Annotated in this window: 13 protein-coding genes and 2 pseudogenes; 12 read left to right on the plus strand and 3 right to left on the minus strand. The window is 59.7% G+C overall.

Going from position 1 to position 21,503, the window contains the following annotated elements; all coding sequences use genetic code 11:
* Nucleotides 1–128 precede the first annotated feature (128 nt).
* On the plus strand, nucleotides 129–608 hold the full coding sequence (locus tag NKI29_RS21210; RefSeq protein ID WP_352457162.1) for a class I SAM-dependent methyltransferase: 480 nt from the start codon (nucleotides 129–131) through the stop codon (nucleotides 606–608).
* A gap of 37 nt (nucleotides 609–645) precedes the next feature.
* On the opposite strand, the gene NKI29_RS21215 is transcribed toward NKI29_RS21210, so the two are convergent.
* The gene (locus NKI29_RS21215) at nucleotides 646–2,061 is read right to left on the minus strand and encodes an adenylate/guanylate cyclase domain-containing protein (protein WP_352570079.1); all 1,416 of its coding nucleotides are present in this window, start codon (nucleotides 2,059–2,061) and stop codon (nucleotides 646–648) included.
* A 204-nt stretch (nucleotides 2,062–2,265) separates the two neighbouring features.
* Between NKI29_RS21215 and NKI29_RS21220 the strand changes: the two genes are divergently transcribed.
* The 3 genes from NKI29_RS21220 (at nucleotide 2,266) to NKI29_RS21230 (ending at nucleotide 5,282) form a co-directional block, all read left to right on the plus strand.
* Complete coding sequence (locus tag NKI29_RS21220; RefSeq protein WP_352570078.1) at nucleotides 2,266–3,090, plus strand: hypothetical protein; 825 nt, start codon at nucleotides 2,266–2,268, stop codon at nucleotides 3,088–3,090.
* A gap of 72 nt (nucleotides 3,091–3,162) precedes the next feature.
* The gene (locus tag NKI29_RS21225) at nucleotides 3,163–3,687 is read left to right on the plus strand and encodes a GNAT family N-acetyltransferase (RefSeq protein WP_352450247.1); all 525 of its coding nucleotides are present in this window, start codon (nucleotides 3,163–3,165) and stop codon (nucleotides 3,685–3,687) included.
* 203 nt (nucleotides 3,688–3,890) lie between these two features.
* The gene (locus tag NKI29_RS21230; protein WP_352570077.1) at nucleotides 3,891–5,282 is read left to right on the plus strand and encodes a hypothetical protein; all 1,392 of its coding nucleotides are present in this window, start codon (nucleotides 3,891–3,893) and stop codon (nucleotides 5,280–5,282) included.
* Between the two features lie 97 nt (nucleotides 5,283–5,379).
* On the opposite strand, the pseudogene NKI29_RS21235 reads toward NKI29_RS21230, so the two are convergent.
* A pseudogene (locus tag NKI29_RS21235) lies at nucleotides 5,380–5,605 on the minus strand (adenylate/guanylate cyclase domain-containing protein); the annotation flags it as partial.
* A gap of 216 nt (nucleotides 5,606–5,821) precedes the next feature.
* Between NKI29_RS21235 and NKI29_RS21240 the strand changes: the two are divergent.
* Both NKI29_RS21240 and NKI29_RS21245 read left to right on the plus strand, forming a co-directional pair.
* Nucleotides 5,822–9,121: an adenylate/guanylate cyclase domain-containing protein gene (locus tag NKI29_RS21240; RefSeq protein ID WP_352797165.1), complete on the plus strand. Its 3,300-nt coding sequence runs from the start codon at nucleotides 5,822–5,824 to the stop codon at nucleotides 9,119–9,121.
* 19 nt (nucleotides 9,122–9,140) lie between these two features.
* On the plus strand, nucleotides 9,141–9,821 hold the full coding sequence (locus tag NKI29_RS21245; protein WP_352570074.1) for a redoxin domain-containing protein: 681 nt from the start codon (nucleotides 9,141–9,143) through the stop codon (nucleotides 9,819–9,821).
* 85 nt (nucleotides 9,822–9,906) lie between these two features.
* Here the strand turns inward: NKI29_RS21245 and NKI29_RS21250 are convergent, their stop codons facing one another.
* Nucleotides 9,907–12,879 (minus strand): trifunctional glycosyltransferase/class I SAM-dependent methyltransferase/polysaccharide deacetylase, encoded by a 2,973-nt coding sequence (locus NKI29_RS21250; RefSeq protein WP_352797167.1) that lies wholly within the window; start codon nucleotides 12,877–12,879, stop codon nucleotides 9,907–9,909.
* A gap of 161 nt (nucleotides 12,880–13,040) precedes the next feature.
* Between NKI29_RS21250 and NKI29_RS21255 the strand changes: the two are divergent.
* The 6 genes and pseudogenes from NKI29_RS21255 to NKI29_RS21280 all read left to right on the plus strand — a co-directional run.
* Nucleotides 13,041–13,186 (plus strand): annotated as a pseudogene (locus tag NKI29_RS21255) (IS110 family transposase); the annotation flags it as partial.
* Nucleotides 13,187–13,798: 612 nt separating this feature from the next.
* Nucleotides 13,799–14,464, plus strand: coding sequence for a DUF3450 domain-containing protein (locus NKI29_RS21260; protein ID WP_031211579.1), 666 nt, complete (start codon nucleotides 13,799–13,801; stop codon nucleotides 14,462–14,464).
* A gap of 94 nt (nucleotides 14,465–14,558) precedes the next feature.
* Complete coding sequence (locus NKI29_RS21265) at nucleotides 14,559–17,129, plus strand: OmpA family protein (RefSeq protein WP_352570071.1); 2,571 nt, start codon at nucleotides 14,559–14,561, stop codon at nucleotides 17,127–17,129.
* Between the two features lie 15 nt (nucleotides 17,130–17,144).
* A complete protein-coding gene (locus tag NKI29_RS21270) occupies nucleotides 17,145–17,636 on the plus strand; it encodes a Rab family GTPase (RefSeq protein ID WP_245274668.1) in 492 nt (163 codons plus the stop codon).
* A gap of 3 nt (nucleotides 17,637–17,639) precedes the next feature.
* Nucleotides 17,640–18,710, plus strand: a complete 1,071-nt coding sequence (locus NKI29_RS21275) for an adenylate/guanylate cyclase domain-containing protein (protein ID WP_023675981.1) — start codon at nucleotides 17,640–17,642, stop codon at nucleotides 18,708–18,710.
* Between the two features lie 439 nt (nucleotides 18,711–19,149).
* A complete protein-coding gene (locus tag NKI29_RS21280) occupies nucleotides 19,150–21,375 on the plus strand; it encodes a mechanosensitive ion channel family protein (protein WP_023675982.1) in 2,226 nt (741 codons plus the stop codon).
* Nucleotides 21,376–21,503 lie beyond the last annotated feature (128 nt).

Below are 21,503 nucleotides of genomic sequence, written 5' to 3' on the forward strand. Positions count from 1 at the left end.
TCATCGTCCGCCTCTACACGCGGCAAGACTCGATCGGGGTTTAACACGTCGGCCTCGGGTTTCAGCCGCGAAACGCTCTGGTCGGGGGCAGTTGATTTCGTGAACTGGTTCTGGACATACAATCGCACATGAGTCGCCTTGACAGTTTCATCCGGAGGATGACCGCACAGCGCGACATACTTGATCATGTCTGCGCCGAGGTGGCAAAGATGGAGGGGCCCGTGCTCGAGCTCGGCCTCGGCAATGGCCGGACGTTCCACCATCTGCGCGAGCGCCTGCCCGGACGCCGGATCGTAGCGTTCGACCGCGCACTTGCCGCACACGCCAGCTCAATTCCCGAAGCTGAAAACCTCGTGCTCGGCGAAATACGCGAGACGGCGAGCAGGTTCATTGGCATCGACGCCGCTCTTGTTCATGCCGACATCGGCACCGGCTATGAAGATCGCGATGCAGTGACCTCTACCTGGCTTCCCGATCTGACCGCGCGCCTGCTTCGCGTCGGCGGCATCGCGGTCAGCGGCACGCCGCTCGATCACCCGCAGTTGCAACGCCTCCCGCCGCCACCTTCGGTTCCCGCCGATCGTTATTTTATCTGTAGGCGCGTGTGAGGGGCCGGGACGAGCCAAATCTTCAGGGGCCAAGCCTTCAGGGGATCGTATATACTGCTATCTCCCGGTCAATGCCGCGCAGCGAGACCTCGTGGGGCGCGGGCGTCAGCGCGTTCCTGTGCAAGAGATCGGCGGTGAGATTGTCGTCGACCACCGCCCGAGTGGCGAAGATCGCCTGTGCGTTGGCAAGGTTCTGGACCCGCGAAGCAATGTTGACCGTCTGGCCGAAATAGTCCTGTCGCTCATTCATAGACACGGCGATGCAGGGGCCGGCATGGACTCCGATCTTGAGCAGCAGATCCTCGCGCCCGCTCTTGTCGTTGAGCGTACGCATGGCATCGCGCATCCTGAGGGCTGCAGCAATCGCACGATCAGGCGTCGCGAAGGTCGCCATCACCGCATCACCGATCGTCTTCACCACCGCGCCTGCCTCCGCCGTGACGATCTCGTGCAGAACCTGGAAATGCTCGCGCACGAGATCGAAGGCTGAAAGGTCGCCCACCCGCTCGTAAAGCTCGGTCGATCCGCGCAGGTCGGTGAACAGGAACGTCAGGCTGGTGATCTTCAGGCGCTGGTTGATGTCGAGTGTATCCGTGCGATAGAGATCGCGGAACGTCTGGTTGGTGAGCAGGCGCTTGGCGGTCAGGAAGGGCCGGCGTTTTCCCAGGAAATCATGCAATGCCTGGCCGGCGATGAAGACCGTCGGCAGCACGCGGGTGTCGGTCCGGTTTTCCAGCGAAATGCGCAACGGGCCGGGTTGCATCTCCAGCGTCTGGTTCTGGACATGGTCGCGGTCGAAGGCCAAAGAGAGGCTCCGGCGCTCCTTTGTTGGTTCGCCCTTCCCGTCGATGAACTGCGCTGAATGGGTGACCGGCTCGAAGACGATGATGAATTCAGACGGAAGCTGTATGGTCAGAACCGCCTTTTCACCGGGCGCAAGCTCGATATCCTCCAGGGAGAACGCTTCTAGCTTTTTCGCGAAATCCTCTTCCGGCAGATCGACGCCGGACGCCCAGTAGATCTGGCGGAAATATTCCGCCACCGGCAGTTCGTGTGGATTGTGGGCGGCAATCCTGCGCACGCGGGGACTGACGGTGAATGTCACCTCGACCATCTCGTCGAGGGTCGGTGAATAGCCCTCTGAGCACAGCGCGCAGGTGTATTCGTCCTTTTGCAGGGTTTTCAGCGTGGCGTTGGTGTCGAGCACGCCGCCACAGCCGGGGCACAGAACATTCCAGGAAATGTCGAAGATGCCCACCCGCGCCGCATGGAGAAAGGCGCTTATTGCGCGCTCCTCGTCGAGGCCATGCTTGCTGGCGAAGGCTGGCGCATTGATGCGGCAAAGTTCGTGGTCCTCGCCCTCCGCGATGGTTCGCTTGATCGCGTCGATCGCCTGCGGATCGACATCGGCCGATTGTCGCAGAAGTGAGAATAGATCCTGAGCTTCGTTCATCGTGCAGGCTCCGGAAAATGCACCTCGAGGCATTTTGACCGGACCGATCTTTGGTCCGAGTATTCCATCTTACTTCGAAACGGACCGTACGGCCATTCGAATGGATAAGCCTGGTGACCGTTCAATTTCCATTCGGCGGATTTTAACCGGCCGCAAGCAGCACTATGATGGTCCATGGAGCATTCATCTTTGGGATTTTCTCCCATGCCGACATCAGACAATCCGCCATTTCCCGCGGCCCTGCGCCTTTTTTCTGCGGGGGTCATCGTCGTCCTGATCGTAGGCGCCGGCCTGCTTTTCATGCCTGCGATGGTGAAACCGGGCTGGCCTTGGGCCGTCACGCCGTTCAATGCGCGCTTCCTCGGTGGCTTCTACACCGCCGAAATGGTCGTGATGGCGGCACTGCTGGTCTGGAATCGCTGGTCGCCCGGCAGGCTCGTGCTCGTCATGGCCTTCATCTTCACCGTCATCGTGTCGGTGGCTTCGTTCATCAATCTCGGCTATTTCAACTTCGAGCGCAAAGCGCCCTGGCTGTGGTTTTTGGTCTATCTTGCATCGGTCGCGGTATCCGGGCTGTCCCTGTGGCGGGCCAGGGCCCGTCCTTCTGCAAAAGGCGTGACCTTAAATCCCGCATGGCGCGGCTACATGCCGGCGGAATCCGCGATCCTTGGGCTCTATGGCGTCGGCCTGTTGCTGTTTCCCCTGACATTCAGTGGCATCTGGCCATGGCCGATCGATGCCTTCCACGCTCAGGTCTACAGCGCCATCTTCCTCGCCGGTGCGGGCGGTATATATCTCGTCTGGAGAAGCGCGCCGCGCGAGGAACTGCTGGTGCTCGGGTTGGCGCAGTTTCTGGTTGGCCTGCTTACCATCCTCGGCGTCGTCATCACCGACGCTGCGGTGCACCGGATCGACTGGACGGCGACCGGGACATTGTGCTGGCTCGCCCTTTTCGGCTGGATAGGCATCAGCGGCGTCTTCAAACTCTACGCCGCCTCCCGGTATTTTAGCTCGCAATCGGCATCATAGGTCAGAGACGGCTGGATTTTCAGGTGGCGTCCGGTGCATCGTACCGGGCCGATTGCCTTCGCCGGGAACGCCATGACCAGCACGACCTCGCCACCCTCCGAGAAAATCGAGCCGCTGCTGCGGTCCGTCCGGCCAAGCGATGCGGAGGCGCTTTGCGCTATCTTCAACATGCCGGGCTTCCGCTGGGGCACGCTCAGGATGCCTTTCGAGATGGTGGAGCAGGTGGCGCGGCGCATTGCCAAGTCCGGCCAGGAAACCACCTGGATCGTTGCCGAGCTGGACGGCAAGGTCGTCGGCCATGGCAGCCTGGTCGTGCAGGGTTCACCGCGCCGTTCGCATATCGGCGAGATCAATATTGGCCTTGACGATGCCTTTGTCGGCAAAGGTATCGGCTCTGCCATACTTGGCGCGCTGCTTGACGTGGCCGACAACTGGCGCGCCCTGAAGCGGGTCGAATTGACCGTCTATGCCGACAACGAAGCGGCTCTCCGTCTCTACAAAAGCCACGGCTTTGAGGTCGAAGGCCGGCATGTGAAGGCCGGCTTTACCGACGGGCAGTACCACGACCTCCTGAGCATGGCCCGGCTGCGGTTCTAAGATCCGCTGTTTGGCGTTAGCTGTTTAGCCAGTCTGACAATTCGTGCCGAGCGAACAGGTGATTGCTCATGGAGAGCTGCGTAGGATACGGCCATTTCGTCTCACGCCATCTTAATCGAGTTGACGATCTATGTGTGGGCCGGCCGCATCCAGCAAGTCTGGTCTCGCTTGGCGTTTGCACCGCAAGCGGCTAGACGGGACCAATGACCGCCGTCTTTGATCCTACCTCTACCCCTACGCCTCCGGTGGAAATTCTGGCTGTGCTGTCGCTGCTCTGCCCGGAGGTCGTGCGCGACATCGAGCAGAACTGGAATGCACCGGTTTCCGACTACGCCCGCCATCTTTGGCGGCCGGTGGCAAGGCCTGCATCGGGCCCGGCGATCGCTGCCCGCTCGATCCTGCGCGAAGTCCTGCATCAGCGCCTCGGTATGACCATGCAGCCTGACGAGATCGGCAAAGCCCTCGACGAGTTCGAGCACAGACCGGTGATTCAGTCCGGCCTGCACTGCCTGCTTCTGATGGACCGGATCACCTTCGATGCCCTCCTGCTTGCCTGGCTCGGCGCGGTCGAAAACGGGCTGTCGGCCTTCGTCGGCTTCATGGGAACGACGATGACCATGGAGACAGTTGGCCGGGAGGGGCCGGGATGGCTCGACGTCGGCGACGACAAGATCAACCTCTTTGGCATGGGGCGCCACAAACTGTGCCGCAAAAGCGCCTGCGTGGCCGGTCCCGTCTCCCTCAACAAGCGCGCGCTCGAAGCGGTGGGCGACGAAACGGATGGCAGCCGCTGGCTGGGCACACTGCTTGCCAGCCAGGACAAGGTGTTTGAAACCGCCGCCGATGCGCTGACTGCCCTGAACCAGGATCTGGTCGCCAATTGGGATCGTGCCGGCATGGCCCTACCGGTTTTCATCGATGATCGGGCCGCCGCGGCTGCCATGGCGCGGCATCTGGAATATGACGGCAGCCTTCTTTCCAGGCTGCTCATTGAACCCGCAAGACGCCAGCGTCTCGAACATGCCTGGCAAGAGGCCGCATCGAGCCCATTTGGCAGATTCCTGCCCAATGCCACGGACTATTTCTGGGGCATCCGCGAGGAGCGCGTGCGCAAGCTCGTTCTCGAGAACGGGCACCTGATCGAGCCTGACAGGCCGCAAGGTCTTTCCATCCCGTTCGAGCGGCCACATCTCAGGCGGGCGCTGCTGGAAGGCGTGCTGCTGCCGAACTTGTTCCTGACGTTCCTTGTCCTTGCCATATTGCCGCGCGTGCGGGTCGTGGGCGGCCTGAGACAGATTGGCTACGTAGCGCTTTTCCACTCGATCCTTCTGGCCGTGCTGGACGAAAACGCGCCGGAAGAGCGCGATCTGGCCGCGGAGCTGCAGGTTCGGGAAAATGCCTGGGGCATGCGGGTCATCGATGAAAAGATCTCAGTCCGCGAGCAGCTTGCCGGCCTGCCGGAAGTGGCGCTCTTCCCAAACCTGCTCCGGCAATACCGATTGCGGACATTTGCCGAGACGACCGACGACCTGAAACTGGTTGGCGAAAACGCCAGATGGCGCAAGATCGGCCAGGCAGAGATCAAGCCGACCTGAGACTAGTGCGCAACCGCAAGCGACGGCGATCTATCGGGGAGCCTCTAGCGTCTGATCCGGCCGCATAGGCCTCACCTGTCATTGCACCGCACCGCCCCTTGCGGAGCCCATCCACCACGTGTTCGAAATCGACCGGTTCTTGTAGGGCAAGACTTTGCGACGGTATTCCAACGAATAGTCGGGATTGACGCGAAGCACCTCCTGCCATGCCGCGCGGGCTTCGGCGAAACGGCCCAGATGGCCGTAGCTGCGGGCCGGAAGCGCGCGAGACGTCGGTGACAGCGTTGCGAGTCAGCCCGTTGCATCAAGAGGTCAACGGCCTCTCATCTTCATGATAGCAGGAAGACGGAGGGTAAGAGGGAACTTTCGCAGACGACGGCCACGCAGCCGCCCGAATGGGCAGCGCTCTGCCACCGGACCCACACGGATCGCTCGCTGCCGCTTGCCCGTCGACGACTATCGGTGCATCCTTGTGAATAGCCTGGCCGTGAAGTGTGGGCGAGATCACGCCGTCACGGCCACTAGTGAGGTCTTGTTCGATGGACTGCTCGGGCTGCGGTTTCGAGATTGAGGGCGGTTACGTCTTCTGTCCGAGGTGTGGCAGGCGCCAGCCCGTGCCATGCGCCAGTTGCGGCTACACCTGCGCACCTGATTTCGAGTTCTGTCCGAAATGTGGGGCAAGCGTTGGTGCGCCCGCAAAAGCCGTCGAACGGCCTGCTCCGGCACCAAGCCGGACCATTGTGCCGTCTTCTCGAACTCCGTCGCTGCTTCCGAACATCGAAAACGAAGAAGGGCTGCATCCCGTCTCTGACGCCGATCGCCGGACGGTAACGGTCCTGTTCGCCGACCTTTGCGGCTTTACGACACTCAGCGAGCAGCTCGACCCCGAGGTCATGCAAGCGCTGCAGAACAAACTGTTCAAGGAATTGACGGCGGCCGTGCGAAACTTTGGTGGTTTCGTCGACAAATTCATCGGCGATGCACTGCTCGCTTTGTTCGGTGCGCCGGTCGCGCATGAGGACGATCCGGAACGTGCGCTTCGCGCCGCTCTCGACATGATCGCCCGGACGGCGCGGCTCGGCGAAAGCACCCCCCACTCCGGCTCGCCTCTGTTACTCCACATCGGCATAAACACTGGTCCGGTCGTTACTGGCGGATTGGGCATCGGCACCGCCAGATCCTATTCCGTGACCGGCGACACAGTGAATACGGCGCAACGCCTGCAATCGCTGGCCGCACCGGGTGAGGTGCTGGTAGGCGAGCTCACTCACAGGCTGACCCGGCATGCCTTCTCTTACGAGTCGCTGGGTGATGTCGTGTTTCGCGGCAAGGCCGGCAGCGTGCTCGTTCATCGACTGGACGCACCGCTAGCGGTGCCGCGTGCAGCGCGCGGGCTCGAGGCGCTCGGCCTCAGTGCGCCGCTAATAGGTCGTGGTGCGGAGCTCAATAGAATGATGGCGAGCCTTGACCAGGCGTGCGGCGGCTCGGCCCAACTTGTCCGCCTCGTCGGAGAAGCCGGCATCGGGAAATCGCGGCTGGTGAAGGAGTTCGTCGCCCGCGTCGGCGACGAGGAGCGTTTTCGCAACGTCGCCGTGCGGCAGGCCACGTGCTCACCGCTGGGTGAACAATCTTTTGGCGCCTTGGGCGCAGTGGTGCGCAGCGCTGCCGGGATGATGCAAAACGACAATGGGGACGAAATGCGGGGGAAGCTCGCAGGCTTGCTTGCCGATCTCGGCCTGCAGGGCGAGGAGGCGAAGCGGCTGATGCCTTTGCTCTACCATGTGCTTGGCCTTGGCGACCCCGATGCCACCTTGCAGCATGTCGAGCCCGAGCAGCTGCGGCGGCAAATTCTCTACGCAGTCCGCACAATCATCGAACGGCGGCTTGCGTTGTCGCCGCTATTGATTGTCGTCGAAGACCTGCACTGGGCGGACGCCGTGTCGCTCGAGGCACTACGTTTCGTGATGGACAGGTTGGAACGCACGCGGTTGATGTTGCTGGTCACGCATCGTCCGGCGCCGGACAACGACCAGCTCGACTCAAGTCGGGTCAGTCACACAGCGCTCAGGCTTCCGCCACTCAACAATGATGACGGACGCAGCCTGCTGGCAGCGCTTTTCGGCGAGAGCTGGGTAAGCTCCGCGGGAGGGCTTCTCGACCAGATCCTCGAGCGCGCGGGCGGCAACCCCCTTTTTGTAGAGGAAATCGTTCGCGGCCTTATCGATCGCGGTGTACTGGTGCGAGAGGGCCAGCGATGGCGGACTGTGGCAGGCGAAGTCGCAACCGGCATCCCCGCCACTATCCAGGCAATGTTGCTTGCCCGAGTCGACCGGCTGCCCCAAGAGGTGCGCCGGTTGGCCCAGGAGGCCGCGGTAATCGGCCCGCGCTTCGATGCCACACTTCTGAAAACCGTGACAGCCGACCCCAGCCGGCTCGAAGCCGGCTGCGAACTGCTTTGCGATGCGGAAATCATCGAGGAAGTTGCCGGATCAGGCTCGGTCTCGTCTCAAAGCTACCGCTTTACGCAAACATTGCTGCAGGACGTGATCTACCAGAATCTGCTCCTGCAACGCCGGACCGAAATCCACGGGCGGATCGGTGCTGCCTTGGAGCAACTGTGCGGCGACGAGCCGGAACGGCTCGAGGATTTGACGGTGCTCGGTCATCATTTTGCACAGAGCGCCGAGCGGGAGAAGGGCGCGCATTACCTGCAGGCGGCAGGCGATCGCGCTCGCATGATATATGCCAACGACGACGCCCTTCGTTTCTACGAGCGAGCACTGACTGCGTTGGGCGCGATCGGGCAAACACCGCTCAAACTGGCAATTGCAGAGCGCATTGCCGATTTGAGCGGCCCGGCAGGCCGCCGCGAGATCGCGCACCACCACTACGAGACGGTGTTGCAGGCATACCGCGAGTCGGCCAATCGCGTCGCCTCGGCGCGAGTTTTGCGTAAGATCGGTCGGCTGCTCTGGGATGTCGGCAAGCGGGACAAGGCAGAACCCCGCTATGCTGAGGCGGCAGCGCTCCTCGATGGAGCGGATGCCCCGATCGAGCAGGCGCATCTGTGGCAAGAACGTGGCCGACAGGCGTTCCGTAGCGGAGATCACGCTCTCGCGGCAAAATGGGCAGACGCGGCGCTGGATTGCGTAGGCACACTGACAACGGAGCATGTCTCCGAGGTAAGGTGTGATGCCACTCTTGTGACCGCCGAGGCACTCAACACCAAGGCTGTCGCGCTGGCTCGCCTTGGGCGAAACCGTGAGGCCGTGCGTCAGGTTGAGCGTAGCATTGAATTGGCCGAAGCCGCCGGTCTGCTGGGCGCGGCCTGCCGCGGCTACACCAATCTCGGCGTGCTTTACACGACCATCGATCCCGCAAAAGCGATGGAGGTCTGTCGGCGCGGTCTTGAAGTGGCGCGCCGTATTGGTGATTTGGGTTTCCAGGCGCGCCTCCTCGCCAATCTGGCGGTCGCTTGTTGTACTTTCACGGATCGCTGTCCAACGGAGGGCGTGCCTGCTGCCGAGAAGGCCATCGAGCTCGACCGGGCGCTCGACCAGCGCGAGCACCTGCCGGTGCCGTTGATCGTGCTTGGGCAGATCCACCAGTGCAACGGCCGTCCGGACCTGGCGGTTGGGTTGTTCCACGAAGCACTGGACGTAGCTCGCGAAACGGGCGAACCCCAACTGCTGTTTCCGTGTTATGATGGTCTCGCAACGCTTAATCTCGACCTCGACAATCTGGCCGAGGCCGAACGCTACTTTTCCCTGGCGCAGGGTATATGCGCCCAGCACGGGCTCGACCCGGAAGCGCTTGTGGTGCTGCCTTTTCTCGACTAGCCGGGGTTGGAGGTTGGAAATGTCCGCGCGTAGTGACTTGGTGCCGCTTCAACCGGGCGACCGTGCGCCAAACGTGATACTCGACGCCATTACCCAGGAAGGCAAGATCGCGCTTGACGATTTTCGCGGCCAAAAACCGGTGCTGGTCGGCCTGTTTCGAGGTCTGCATTGCGCGTTTTGCCGGCGCCATATCGCCGCCCAGGCGCGGCTTGATCCGGAGCTGCGCGAAAAGGGCGTGGAGAGCCTGACGGTGGTCAACACGCCGATCGAACGGGCGCGTCTCTATTTCCGCTACCATCCGATGCCGAATCTGCTTGCGGCCTCCGATCCTGAACGCGCTTCACATCGTGCTTTTGGACTGCCCAATCTCGAATTCACCCAAAACGAGACGAACTGGCCGTACAAGGTCTCGATGGCAGCGGCAAAGGATATGCGGGTCGACATACCAGGCGAGTTGCCCGGTCCTATGGATCCTCTTGCGGCCAGCGAAATCCTCAACAAGAGGGACCATTACGAGCTGACCGAAGCCGACGAGCAGATGCTAGCAACGGGACACGGACAATTGGTCGGTCAGTTCCTGCTGGACCGGCAGGGGATCGTCCGCTGGAGCTTCACGGAGGTTCCAGAGGGTGGGCGATACATGTTTGGGGCGCCAAGCCCGCAGGAGCTGATGTCAGCCGTATCCCAAGTCGCCCAATAGACTTGCGAACGAGGTAAGCGGGCGGGACACCGAATAAAAAGCGGAACCAATTTGTTACAAATCTAGATACTGACAAGTTCACCGTTCATGCGAGCACGGCCTCGACTTTGCCAACAAAGTCATCGAGCGAGTGATCTCCGCGAATCTCGATGCGCGGAAGGTCGATGGGATCGCAATCGAGGTCCGCCGGCCCGTGTCTGCCGCCGAAGCCGATTCGATAGCCGCACTCCTTGGCCAGCCTGCCAAGCCGTCGGTCGGTGACAGAGAAGGGTGCCGCGAACGCCGTGGTTGGCCGACCGGTCCATCGTTCGATGAACATACGAGAGCGCAGGAGCTCGGCGGCCAAGTCAGAGCTCGACAGACCATCGATCGCGCGATGCGTCGCCAGATGGCTTCCGAAGAACGCACCTTCGCCGGCGAGGCGTCGCACCGTCCCGGCGTCCATAAGCTGCGTCGGCGGGCCGCTGTAGGCGTCCCATTGTGCACTTTCACCCACCAGGTCCGTCACCAGGAACACTTCCGCGGTCAGATCGTTCGTGCGCAAGGCCGGCCAGGCATGGTCGGCAAAGTTCTGGAAGCCGTCATCGAACGTGATGAGCACTGGGCGGCCAACGAAAGGCTGACGGTTGACGATGAACCATTCCAGCTGCTCGGACCTAATCGCGTGAAAGCCATTGGCGCGCAGCCATGCCATTTGGCTGGCGAATGCGGCGGGCGCGAGCCGAAAACGGGCGAGCGCGGCCGGACCATCATCGGCGACGCTGTGATACATGAGGACAGGGATACGCTGCCGCCGCTCGCTACGTGCCACGTCGCGGCGCAAGGCCCGCGCCCCGCCCCAGACGATATTTCGCGCGACCCCGATTTCAACGGGTGCGCGGATTGGCACATGATCTACCATCGGTTCCGTCGCAACGTCGCCTGGTGACAGGCGGCGGAAGCGGTCTATGCGGTAGAGCTCGGTCTGGATCGATTGCTCGAGGACGAGGCCGTCGGTCGCTGCCAGCGTCTCTGAGATCGCTTGTGCACCGAATGTGTTCCAGTCGAAGCCCGTCCTTCCAACATTGTCTCGTAGCACGAATGCGTGTGCGCTGATGAAACTGCCGCCAGGCGCCAACGCCTCAATGAGTTTTTTGGCGATGCGCCGCACATCGGCGAGATCATCCAGGTAGTAGAGCACTTCCGAACACACGATCAGATCCATTTCGCCCGGCAGCGTGTCCGCAGAGAAATCCAGTACGCCGAACTCAACATTCGGCTGATCGCTGCATCGCGCGCGCGCCCGCCCGACGGCTACGGCGGAGATGTCAGTTGCGGTCAAATGGCCCACGCGCGGCGCCAGCTGCCGCGTGAAGTGGCCCTCCGCGCAGGCCAGCTCAAGCGCCCGCCCGATGGGACCGGCAGGCAGAATTTCGAGCTGCCGCTCATATTTTTCCTGCTCATAGGGCGAACCGTAGTTCCAGGGATCCTCGGTCGCGAAATGGCGATTCCAGAAAGATGTGCGATCATTGTCGCGCCCATCCGCGGCCCGTGCACGGCGCGGCGCTGTAAAAGGCTCTTTAGTTTCGGCGCTCGACCGAACCAGCGCCTGCGCTTCCGCGGCCAATCGCGCGAGTTTGCCGAAATGGCTGTCCCGATCAGACCGGCGTCCCGCCATGGACAACAATGCCTCGGCTGCAAACATGTTTGACTTGTCGGCACCGGCGCCCTTTTGCGGTGCATCTACAGGCGATCGCCTCGCAAGTCGCGCGGCACTGTGCATAGGCCGCTCAGGGGGCACGAAATTCAGGATCAATTCAATCCAATGACGCCTTGTCACTCTCCCGAGTACGCCGAACTGCACGAGAGCCTCGATCTGGCCATCCATCATCAGATGGGCATAGATTTGATCGATTCCTTCCGGCACTTCGATTGAGGCCGGATTTCGCGCGTCGACACGAATTCCAAGTGTCCGCGCCAGCCTGCGCGGCGCGGCAAGATCGTCGACATCGAGCAGCATTTGCTCAAAGTGATACTGCACGCGGCGAGCCGCGTCGGGATTATTCCAGACCTTGCCGAGTTCGATGATCAACTCGGTGAGGGAGCCGCCGAACCTGTCCCACCTGGCAGCCAATTGCGCTGGCACCGACAGGCTTCCTACCATAAGGCCATCGACGGCCACCTTGGCGATCTCACGCGCCCACTTACGTCCTGCCGGGAGCGTGCGCAGGGACTGCGGGTTGATCGAGCGCGAGCCGCAGCCGCAATCCGATGCGGCGTTCCACAACGCGAACCACGCGAGTGCTTCTGAAGCGGTGCGGCCGTTCGCCTCGATCGCTCCATTGGCGTGAGCCGATGCCGGGTTTTTGACCCTGGGATCGGCGGAAAAGCCGCGGGCGATCACGATTTCCGCATCTGCCAGCATCTGCGTCGAATTGCGGCTGAGCGAGTTGGGGCTGACCCGATAAAAAGCGAGCGGCTCGTCGACCATCACCCAATTTTTGCCTAGACGTGCGAGGCGCTGCCACAGATCCCAGTCCTCGCAGGTGCGCAGCGACACATCGAAGCCGCCCAACTCGGCAATTGTCTTCCGGTCGACGAGCAGCGCGTGAGTGCGGATCGCGCACCGGCGCGCGAATGTTTCGAAGGGCTGGATCGCAACCTCCGTCGCGATGCTCGACTGGGTGAGTTCGCCATCGGGCATCACGCGCCGGGAACCGCAATAGGCGGCGACCGCATCGGGCGCGGCTTCAAGTGCGGCCAGCATTTTCGCAAGGAAGCTGGCATCCACCCAATCGTCCGCATCCAGAAACATGAGCCAGTGGCCGCGCGCTGTCGACATCCCGATATTGCGCGCGCCGGCGGCGCTATACGCGCAAGAGCTCAACGTCCGAAACCGGGCATCGTGCTCCACATAACCGGCGATGATCGCGGGGGTGCGGTCCTTGGAGGCGTCGTCGACGATGATCGCCTCCCAATCCACTATTTCCTGATCGAGAAGGCAATCGAGTCCGCGCGCCAGCGTTACCTCCGCGTTGTGCGCAGGAACCACGATTGAAACCAAGGGATTATGCGCCACGCCGTGTAACCCGCGCGTTGGTTCGAAGGTAGAACAAGAGTCCCGAAACATAGCCGGCGATTTCCTGCCAAAGGAAACGGTCCTCAGGGACGCTGCGTCCAAACAGTCTCCTGCGAACTCTTCCGAGCCGCCGCGACGCCGCCATTTGGCTGCAGAGCGAGCTTGCTCCTGTCGTGCTACCGAAGTTGGAAGCCTGGCACAGCATTCGCATCCGTGCCGCCGAGCTTGGGCGCCAGCTGTCGCAGATGCACGTCAAAGCCAAGCATGCCGCATACTCATGTCGATCCCCGGAGTCGGCGCCATGACCACAGGCGGCGGTCCCGGGCACCGTATGAGTGCAATAGCTATGGCAACCTGACGTCTTTTGCAATTGGGGGCGCAACAAATGCCGCCCACTGAAGCTTTGGTGTGAATGACTGCAGTTATTGGGACTGTCGCTCCCCTCCTATCGACCGAAACGCCTCGATTCCGAGGTGCATTCTCGAACAGCCATTCTCCGTGCGAAAGAAGACCTTCCTTCTACCGTTGGGCCCGCATCGGAAGCTGATCGTCGCAGTATACAGTCGGGTGCGAGACGGTACGTGCACCGCCAGACCAGCTACTTTAGACACTTCTAATGAATCTGCGCTACTTAATTGCGCTCCAGTAGCTATAGCCTGACATTGTATTACTCATTTCGATAGTAGATTGCGTCCAATGATCGATTAGATTAGCCGGTTATGGCTGCTATCACAAAGAGATGCGAGAGCGACATCAATCCGAACTCGTGCATTTGCTGCTAGTCCAAGAGATGTAAAAGGGAGGCACGAATTGGCTTAAGCCAAGAAGATTCCGGCTTGCGAGCCGGGTATTTTGCTGGCATGCTTGCTGGTTTCTGAGTGGTGCACTGTGGCAATTGTTCAAAGAAGGGGGCATAAAGATGGCCAAGGAATCTTCGAATACCGCTTCTTCAGCAAATAAAGCGGACGCAAATCTGATAAGTAATGCAGACGGAAGCGGGCTGACCTTCATGGCGGGCCAGGCTCGCGAGAGCGGGGCCCCCGGCGACGCTGTAGGTGTCGACAAGATACGTGATCTGCTGTTCGGCAACCAGATGCAGGACTATGACCGCCGCTTTTCCAAGCTTGAAGAACGGGTCTTGCAGCGCTTCAAGGATGTCGAATCCGAGGCCAAGCGCAATCTTGAAATGTACGAGTCAAATGCAAAGAAGCAGGTGGACTCGCTTGCGGCGCAATTGCGGAACGAAAAAGACGCGCGAGCCGACGCCGACAAGGAGATTGATCGGAATCTTCGCGAGCAAAATCAGGCGCTCGAAAAGCAGGTGCGCGCGTTGTCGGATCAGTTGAGCGAGCTTGAGCGGGAAGTTGCGGACCGGATAAATCGAAACGATCATTTGCTGCGTGAGGAAATCAAGCAAAAGAATGAAAGCATTCAGATGCTGATGGAGAAAATGTTTTCCGATCTTGGCAATGTCAAGACCGACAGAAATCTTTTGGCTGGCCTGTTTGTCGAGGTTGCAAAATGTCTAAATCAGGATCCCGTCGGCAGCAAGAACAACTCGGAGCGTACCTGGAAAGTGAGTTGATCGGAACTTGACGTCGACTGTCGACCCAATCAGCCTCCCTCAAAGAGCAGCTTCGAACGATACAGAGATTGATCGCGAGGCTCTGGCTCGCCTTTTGATCGAAATTGCCCGGAACGTTGATCCGGACTATCGTGCGCGTCTCGAAGGCGTTCCAGCCGCCGATCCTCGCATGGAAACGCTGCGCCAGTTGCTGGTCGGCGGCGAAATTTCGGAGCTTTCACGAGTTACGCACCTGCTCGACGAACCCGAGCAGCTTGCGGCTGCAGTGGGGAGCGTTCTCCCCAGTGCAGCCGCACGTGCGCCTCATGCGCAACTCGGAGAGGCCCTTGCGCCAGCTGTCGAGAGGGCCGTGCAACGGTCCATCCAGAAGAGCCCGCGTACGCTGACGGATATATTGTACCCGGTGTTTCTGCCGGCTATTCGCAAGTCGATCGGCGAAAAGATCGACCAGACCTTTCAATCGCTGAATGAAACTTTAAGACATATATTTACCTGGCATGGGCTCAAGTGGAGACTTGAAGCCTGGAGAACAGGAGCAAGCTTCTCAGAAGTTGTTCTTAAGCATTCTCTTGTCTATCGTGTAGAACACGTCTTTCTAATCAATCGCAATTCCGGGCTTTTGATAGCGCATGTAACTGCCGATAATGCAACTAGCGAAGATCCTCAACTCATTTCTTCTATGCTTAGTGCAATTCAAGATTTTGTAAAAGACTCATTTAACGAGAAAGAACAGAGCGGCCTGGACACCATTCGTTTCGGGGAGCTTCGTCTCTGGTCGGAAGTTGGACCGTTTGCGACCTTGGTTGCGGTGATCCGGGGAAATCCGCCGGAGGAATTACATGAAATAATTCGCGATGTATTGCTTCGCATCCATGATGAATGCTCACAGGCTCTAGAGCAGTTTGACGGCGACAGTTCGCAGTTGGCCGGCGTAGAGACGCAGTTGCAGACCTGTGTTGAACTGAAGCAGGAGGAATCAAACCAGGGATTTCCGTGGCTGGTCGTGGCTGCAGTCCTGCTGGTTTTGATTCCGGCAGGCGGTTGGTTCTTTCTTTCCTGGCAATCCGGGCAGCGCTGGCAGGCCTATGTGTCGCGACTGGGGACCCAGCCGGGCATCATCGTTGCCGAACAAAAGGTGCGCGATGGCCAATTCTATATTGCCGGCCTGAGAGACCCGCTTGCCGCCGACCCGCAGGCTCTGTTGGCCGGAACGCAGGTCGATCCCGCTCGCGTTCATTCGCAGTGGCAATTCTATCAGAGTCTTGATCCGGAGTTCGTGTTGAAGCGGCTAACGGTGTCGCTGGTTCCGCCGGATTCAGTACGACTTTCGATCGTCAATGATCGCATCGTTGCCGAGGGTGAGGCTCCCGACACCTGGATAGATCGGGCGCGCGCAGCGGCCCAACAACTTTCGGCAGGCGGACCGGAATTCGATATCTCCAAGGTTCGTGACGTGAGCCCCGAAGCACGCGCGGCGGAGCGCTGGCAGGCCTATGTGTCGCGACTGGAGGCCCAAGCGGGAATCATCGTCGCCCAACAAACGGTGAGGGGCGGACATTTCTATATTTCCGGCCTGAGAGACCCGCTTGCCGCCGACCCGCAGGCTCTGCTGTCCGGAACGCAGGTCGATCCCGCCCGCGTTCATTCGCAGTGGCAATTCTATCAGAGCCTTGATCCGAAGTTCGTCCTGAAGCGGCTGATGGTGTCGCTGGTTCCGCCGGATTCAGTACGACTTTCGATCGTCAATGATCGCATCGTTGCCGAGGGTGAGGCTCCCGACACCTGGATAGATCGCGCACGCGCAGCGGCCCGACAGCTTTCGGCAGGCGGACCGGAATTCGACATCTCCAAGGTTCGTGATGTGAGCCCCGAAGCACGCGCGGCGGAGCACTGGCAGACTTATGTGTCGCGACTGGAGGCCCAAGCGGGAATCATCGTCGCCCAACAAACGGCGAGGGGCGGACATTTCTATATTTCCGGCCTGAGAGACCCGCAGGCCGCCGACCCGAAGGCTCTGCTGTCCGGAACAGGGGTCGATCCTGCTCGCGTTCATTCACAGTGGCAATTCTATCAAAGCCTTGATCCGAAGTTCGTGGTGAAGCGGCTGATGGCGTCGCTGACTCCGCCGGATTCAGTACGGCTTTCGATCATCAAGGATCGCATCGTTGCCCAGGGTGAAGCTCCTGCCGCCTGGATAGATCGGGCGCGGGTCGCCGCCCAACAGCTGTCCGCGGACGGACTCTCTCTAGAAATCTCCGAGCTGCGTGAGTTGACCCCTCCGCAACTCACTCATTTGAGGGAGGCTATTCAAGCGGTCGACATTTTGTTCGATTCTGGCAAGGCTGTACCGGGACCAGAGCAACTGCCGGTTCTCGACAAATTGGCGAATCAGTTGAAGGAATTGGCCAAGGCCGCCCGCAAGGCAGGCGTAACAGCACAGTTCATGTTGACCGGCCATTCGGACGAGACGGGCCGTGAAACGGCCAAGTTGTCGATCAGCGCCGCGCGCGCGGAAACAGTTCGTGCGCTTCTCAAGAAGCGCGGCGTCGATCCGGAGTTGCTCTTGGTTCGCGGCGCGGGCACCTTTGAGCCAGCGGAGATTGAAAATAGCCGAACCGGGAACTCCGCCAACCGCAGAGTTTCGGTTACGGTAAACTTCCACTAGGCGGAGCCCAGGATATTGCAAAAGAAGATCTGCATGTTGGGCGGGTTCGCTGTCGGAAAGACCAGTCTGGTTCGCAGGTTTGTGCAAAGCATCTTTTCAGAAACCTACTTGACCACGGTGGGAGTGAAAATCGACAAGAAGAGCGTCGCATTCCCGGACAAAACCGTGGATCTGATTTTGTGGGATTTGGCCGGCGAAGACGATATCGGCTCATTCCGCGTCAGCTATGTGCGAGGTGCGAGTGGGCTCGTGCTTGTCGTCGATGGAACACGCGCTGCTACTCTTGCCGTGGCGCTCACGTTGCGCGAGCGGGCCGAGGCTGAATTCGGCGCTATGCCGTTTGTATTGCTGTTCAACAAATCCGATCTGGCCGATCGGTGGGCAATATCGGATAGTGAAATTGACGAACTGAGGCAACTTGGATGGCAAGTCTATCTAACAAGTGCGCTTTCGGGTGAGCATGTTGATGATGCGTTTCGTCAACTTGCTTCGATGGTCAGCAAATAAACCATGCACGTCTTGCCAAGAGAAGTTAAAAGCTGGATTTACGATTTCTTCTACAACGAGCGCTCGGTCGCATATCTGAAAATCGACGCCCAGCTTTGCATAGCTGCGAAGGGCGGTAACGTTAAACATTACGGACTCTCGTCAGTTCGCATAGGTAAGCCTGTTGCCGAGCAGCTTGAATTCATGGAAGGTTTGTTGCCCTGCCCGGAGCTTCCATATGATATGGCCATGGTCGAACTTCCCAGCGGGCGTGTCGCGGACCTCCATCTTTTTGCTGACAATGCCTGCGTGTGGCTGCTCTTTCTTGACGCCAATGCCGAACGCGACAATAGGCAGCGGCTTCAACAGAAGGCTTATGAAATGACGCTCCTGCAAGAGAGGGAGCGTCAACTCAACGAGAAATTACAATCGATGAACGAGGCGTTGAGGGCGAGCCAAGAGGGATTGTCGCGTGAATACCAGCGCGCCGAAGCCCTGCTCCTCAACATTCTTCCGGCGTCTATCGCGGAGCGGCTAAAAGCGCACGAAGAAATTGCAGACAACTACGCAGAGGTGAGTGTGCTTTTTGCCGACATCGTCGGTTTTACGGAAAGAGCGCGGAACGTCGGAGCCGTGACGACGCTCGCTATTTTAAATTACTTCTTCAAAGCGGCGGATCTGCTCTCGGAGCGATACGGCTGCGAAAAGATCAAGACAATCGGCGATTGTGTGATGGTGGTCGCTGGCCTGCCCGCCGCGCGATCCGATCATGCGGAAGCCCTTGCGCACTATGCGCTTGAACTGCGGAAGGCGGTTAAGCTCGAACGCTTCGCAGGAGAACCGATAAGACTCAGAATTGGAATTCACTCAGGACCAATCGTGGCGGGCGTCATAGGCAAAAGGCGGTTTGCCTATGACCTATGGGGCGACACCGTTAATCTCGCCGCACGTATCCAAACGTCCGCGGAGCCCGATGAAATCCGTATTTCGGATGCAACTCATCAACTGCTTGGACCAAATTTTGCTTGCGACCCGCTCGAGGAAACGGAATTGCGTGGTACAGGTCGTGTGCGAATGTGGCGGCTCCCGGCCTGATTTGCCGCATGGCAGTGCCGACCCGGAAGCGCATTGCATCTCAAGCAACATCATGGTTTCGAATGTCCGCAGCGGTGCGCGAAGCAGTTGACCACCGAGCGACCGCCAAAGGTCTGTCCTGGTCAACTCAGGAAATCAGTTCCTGAGATTTAACGTCGATGCCCAGTTCATAGAACGGCCGGAGGCCTGGGCCGAGGTCGGAATGCCCTGCCCCCGCGGCTAAATAAACACCGCCAAGTACCCGGCGCAACGGTCTGGCTCGGAACGATGACGTCTTGCACCGCAACATCGGTTTCTTCAAGGTAGGGCAACAACGGACATAGATGTCGTTGCTCGCCGATCTGACCGGAAGGTTAACAGCACGATGCCACTCATGACTCGACGATTGGGAGCCAGGAACCTGGCGCGCCCGGCACGGCGTCTCGGAGACCTGACTGCGATGTTTGCCCTGATTGCCAGGCCGCTCGTCTTTGGGATCGCCCTTTTGTTGGCTGGTCAGGCGCAGGCGCAGGCGCCGGCGACCGTCCCGCCTGAAAGGGTCAAACAGTTGTTCGAGCTTCTCGACGATCCGTCAGTGAAGGCCTGGGTGGCCGAACAGCGAAATCAGGACGCCGGGTCAACGGGAGCGCCCGCCGAGAGAGGGGCTTCGCCGACCGACGCATCGTCCGGCGCCGTGGCCGCACCAGGCCAGATGAATACGATGGCATCCTCGACGCTCGATGGGATCAGGCATCATATCGAAAGAATCGTGCGAACTTTGCCCTTGCTGCCAGGCCAGTTCGCGCGCGTTCGGGCAGAGACGATGGAGGATATGTCCAGCAAGGGGCCTGCCGGCGTATTTGTGCTGATTGCAATGTTCATCGCTGCCGGCCTGGCACTCACTTGGGCAACGTTCAAGCTCACCCGTCCATTTCGTCTTTGGATTATCGCGCAACCGAAGGATACGCCCGTTGGGCGAGCCAAGAAGATTGGTGGCCGCCTGCTTTATTCCAGCATGCTGATAGTCTCTTTCGCACTGGGCAGCGCCGGCGCGTTCATGTTGTTCGACTGGCCGATGCTTATCCGCGAGATTGTACTGACATTTCTGATGGCGGCAGTCGTTACATGGGGTGTGCGCATGTACGTCATGGCGATGCTCGTCCCTTCCTTCATGAACGTCGAGAACGCCGTCGAGGTTCGTGCTTTGCCGATCACCAACGAAGCGGCTGACCATTGGTCCTATTGGCTACCCCGGATCGTCGGCGTCTTCGCCTTCTTCGGCGCCGCGTTTATCCTCTTGCCAGGTCTCGGCATCGATCAGGACGGAATGATGGTCCTGTCACTGGGCGCCGATTTCGTGCTGCTGTTGCTCCTGCTGCTCGCCATTTGGCGTCGGCCAAGAACGCAGCGAGACGGTGCGCGCCACATCGGTCACACGGAAGCGACATGGCTATTGACTGCTTATTTCGTCGTCCTGTTCCTGCAGCGTATCGCCGGCCTTTATACATACTTCTGGTTCACCTTCGCCGCATTCTTCCTGCCTTTGGCAATCGTGGTGACGCAGCGCGGGGTTAATTTCGTTCTGCGGCCAGGTTCGGAAGATGTCGGCCGGCCCACGATCCCGGCGGTGACGATCGCTGTCATCGATCGCGGAATCCGAATGATTTTCATCCTGGCGGCGGCTTACCTTCTCGCACGTGTCTGGGGTCTGGACATGCAATCCATGCGGGACAGCGATACGACGACGACGTTCATATTGCGCGGCTTGATCAATGTCGTGGTCATTGCCCTCGCCGCCGACTTCGGCTGGTCGATCATCAAAGCTTTGATCGAACGAAAGCTGGGCATCGAAACACCGCACCCTGTGATCAGCGACGAGGACGTCCCGATCCTCGATCCGCAGCAGGCACGGCTGCACACGCTCTTGCCGATCCTCCAGAATATTCTGCTCGCATCGATCATCGTGATGGCGGTGCTTATGATGCTCGCCTCGCTGGGTATCCAGATCGGCCCATTGATCGCCGGCGCAGGCGTCGTCGGCGTCGCCGTGGGCTTTGGGGCACAAACCATTGTCAAGGACGTCATTTCAGGCGTGTTTTTTCTGCTCGATGATGCGTTCCGTGTTGGCGAATACATTTCATCGGGCAATTACAAGGGTACTGTGGAAAGCTTTTCGCTGCGCTCGGTGAAGCTGCGCCACCATCGTGGTCCGCTGTTCACGATACCTTTCGGTGAACTCGGGGCAGTCCAGAACCAGAGCCGTGACTGGGTTATCGACAAATTCAACATTACCGTTGGTTATGACACCGATATCGACTTCGCTCGCAAGCTGATCAAGCGGATCGGCCTCGAACTGGCGGAAGATCCCGAGTTCAAACACTGGGTGCTCGACCCGATCAAGATGCAGGGCGTACAGGAGTTCGGCGAATACGGCATCGTATTGAGGGTCAAGGCCACAACCAAGCCGGGAGGCGCCTTCGGTATGAAACGCAAATTCTATGTACGCCTCCGCCAGGTCTTCAAGGAGCAGGGCATCGAACTCCCATTTCCGACCGTCCAGGTCCAGGGGCTACAGAACCAACATGGGGCAGAGAATGCACCGTTGGAGATCACGCCCGAGTTGAAAATGGCCGTCGCGCAGTCGCACACTATTCGGCGCAGAAAAAAAGCTAGCACAACGGAATAGAAAAGCTGCGACACCTGCTGGTCACAGCGCGGCTTTCCGCGCATCGCTCATGGCAGGCAGGGACACTCTTTTCGCCACGTAAGCAAAAGGCGCCCCGAAAGGCGCCTCTTAATCGCTTGATTCCCCTC

Origin of the sequence: Mesorhizobium sp. M0678 (assembly GCF_040320505.1) — a bacterium.
Taxonomy (GTDB): domain Bacteria; phylum Pseudomonadota; class Alphaproteobacteria; order Rhizobiales; family Rhizobiaceae; genus Mesorhizobium.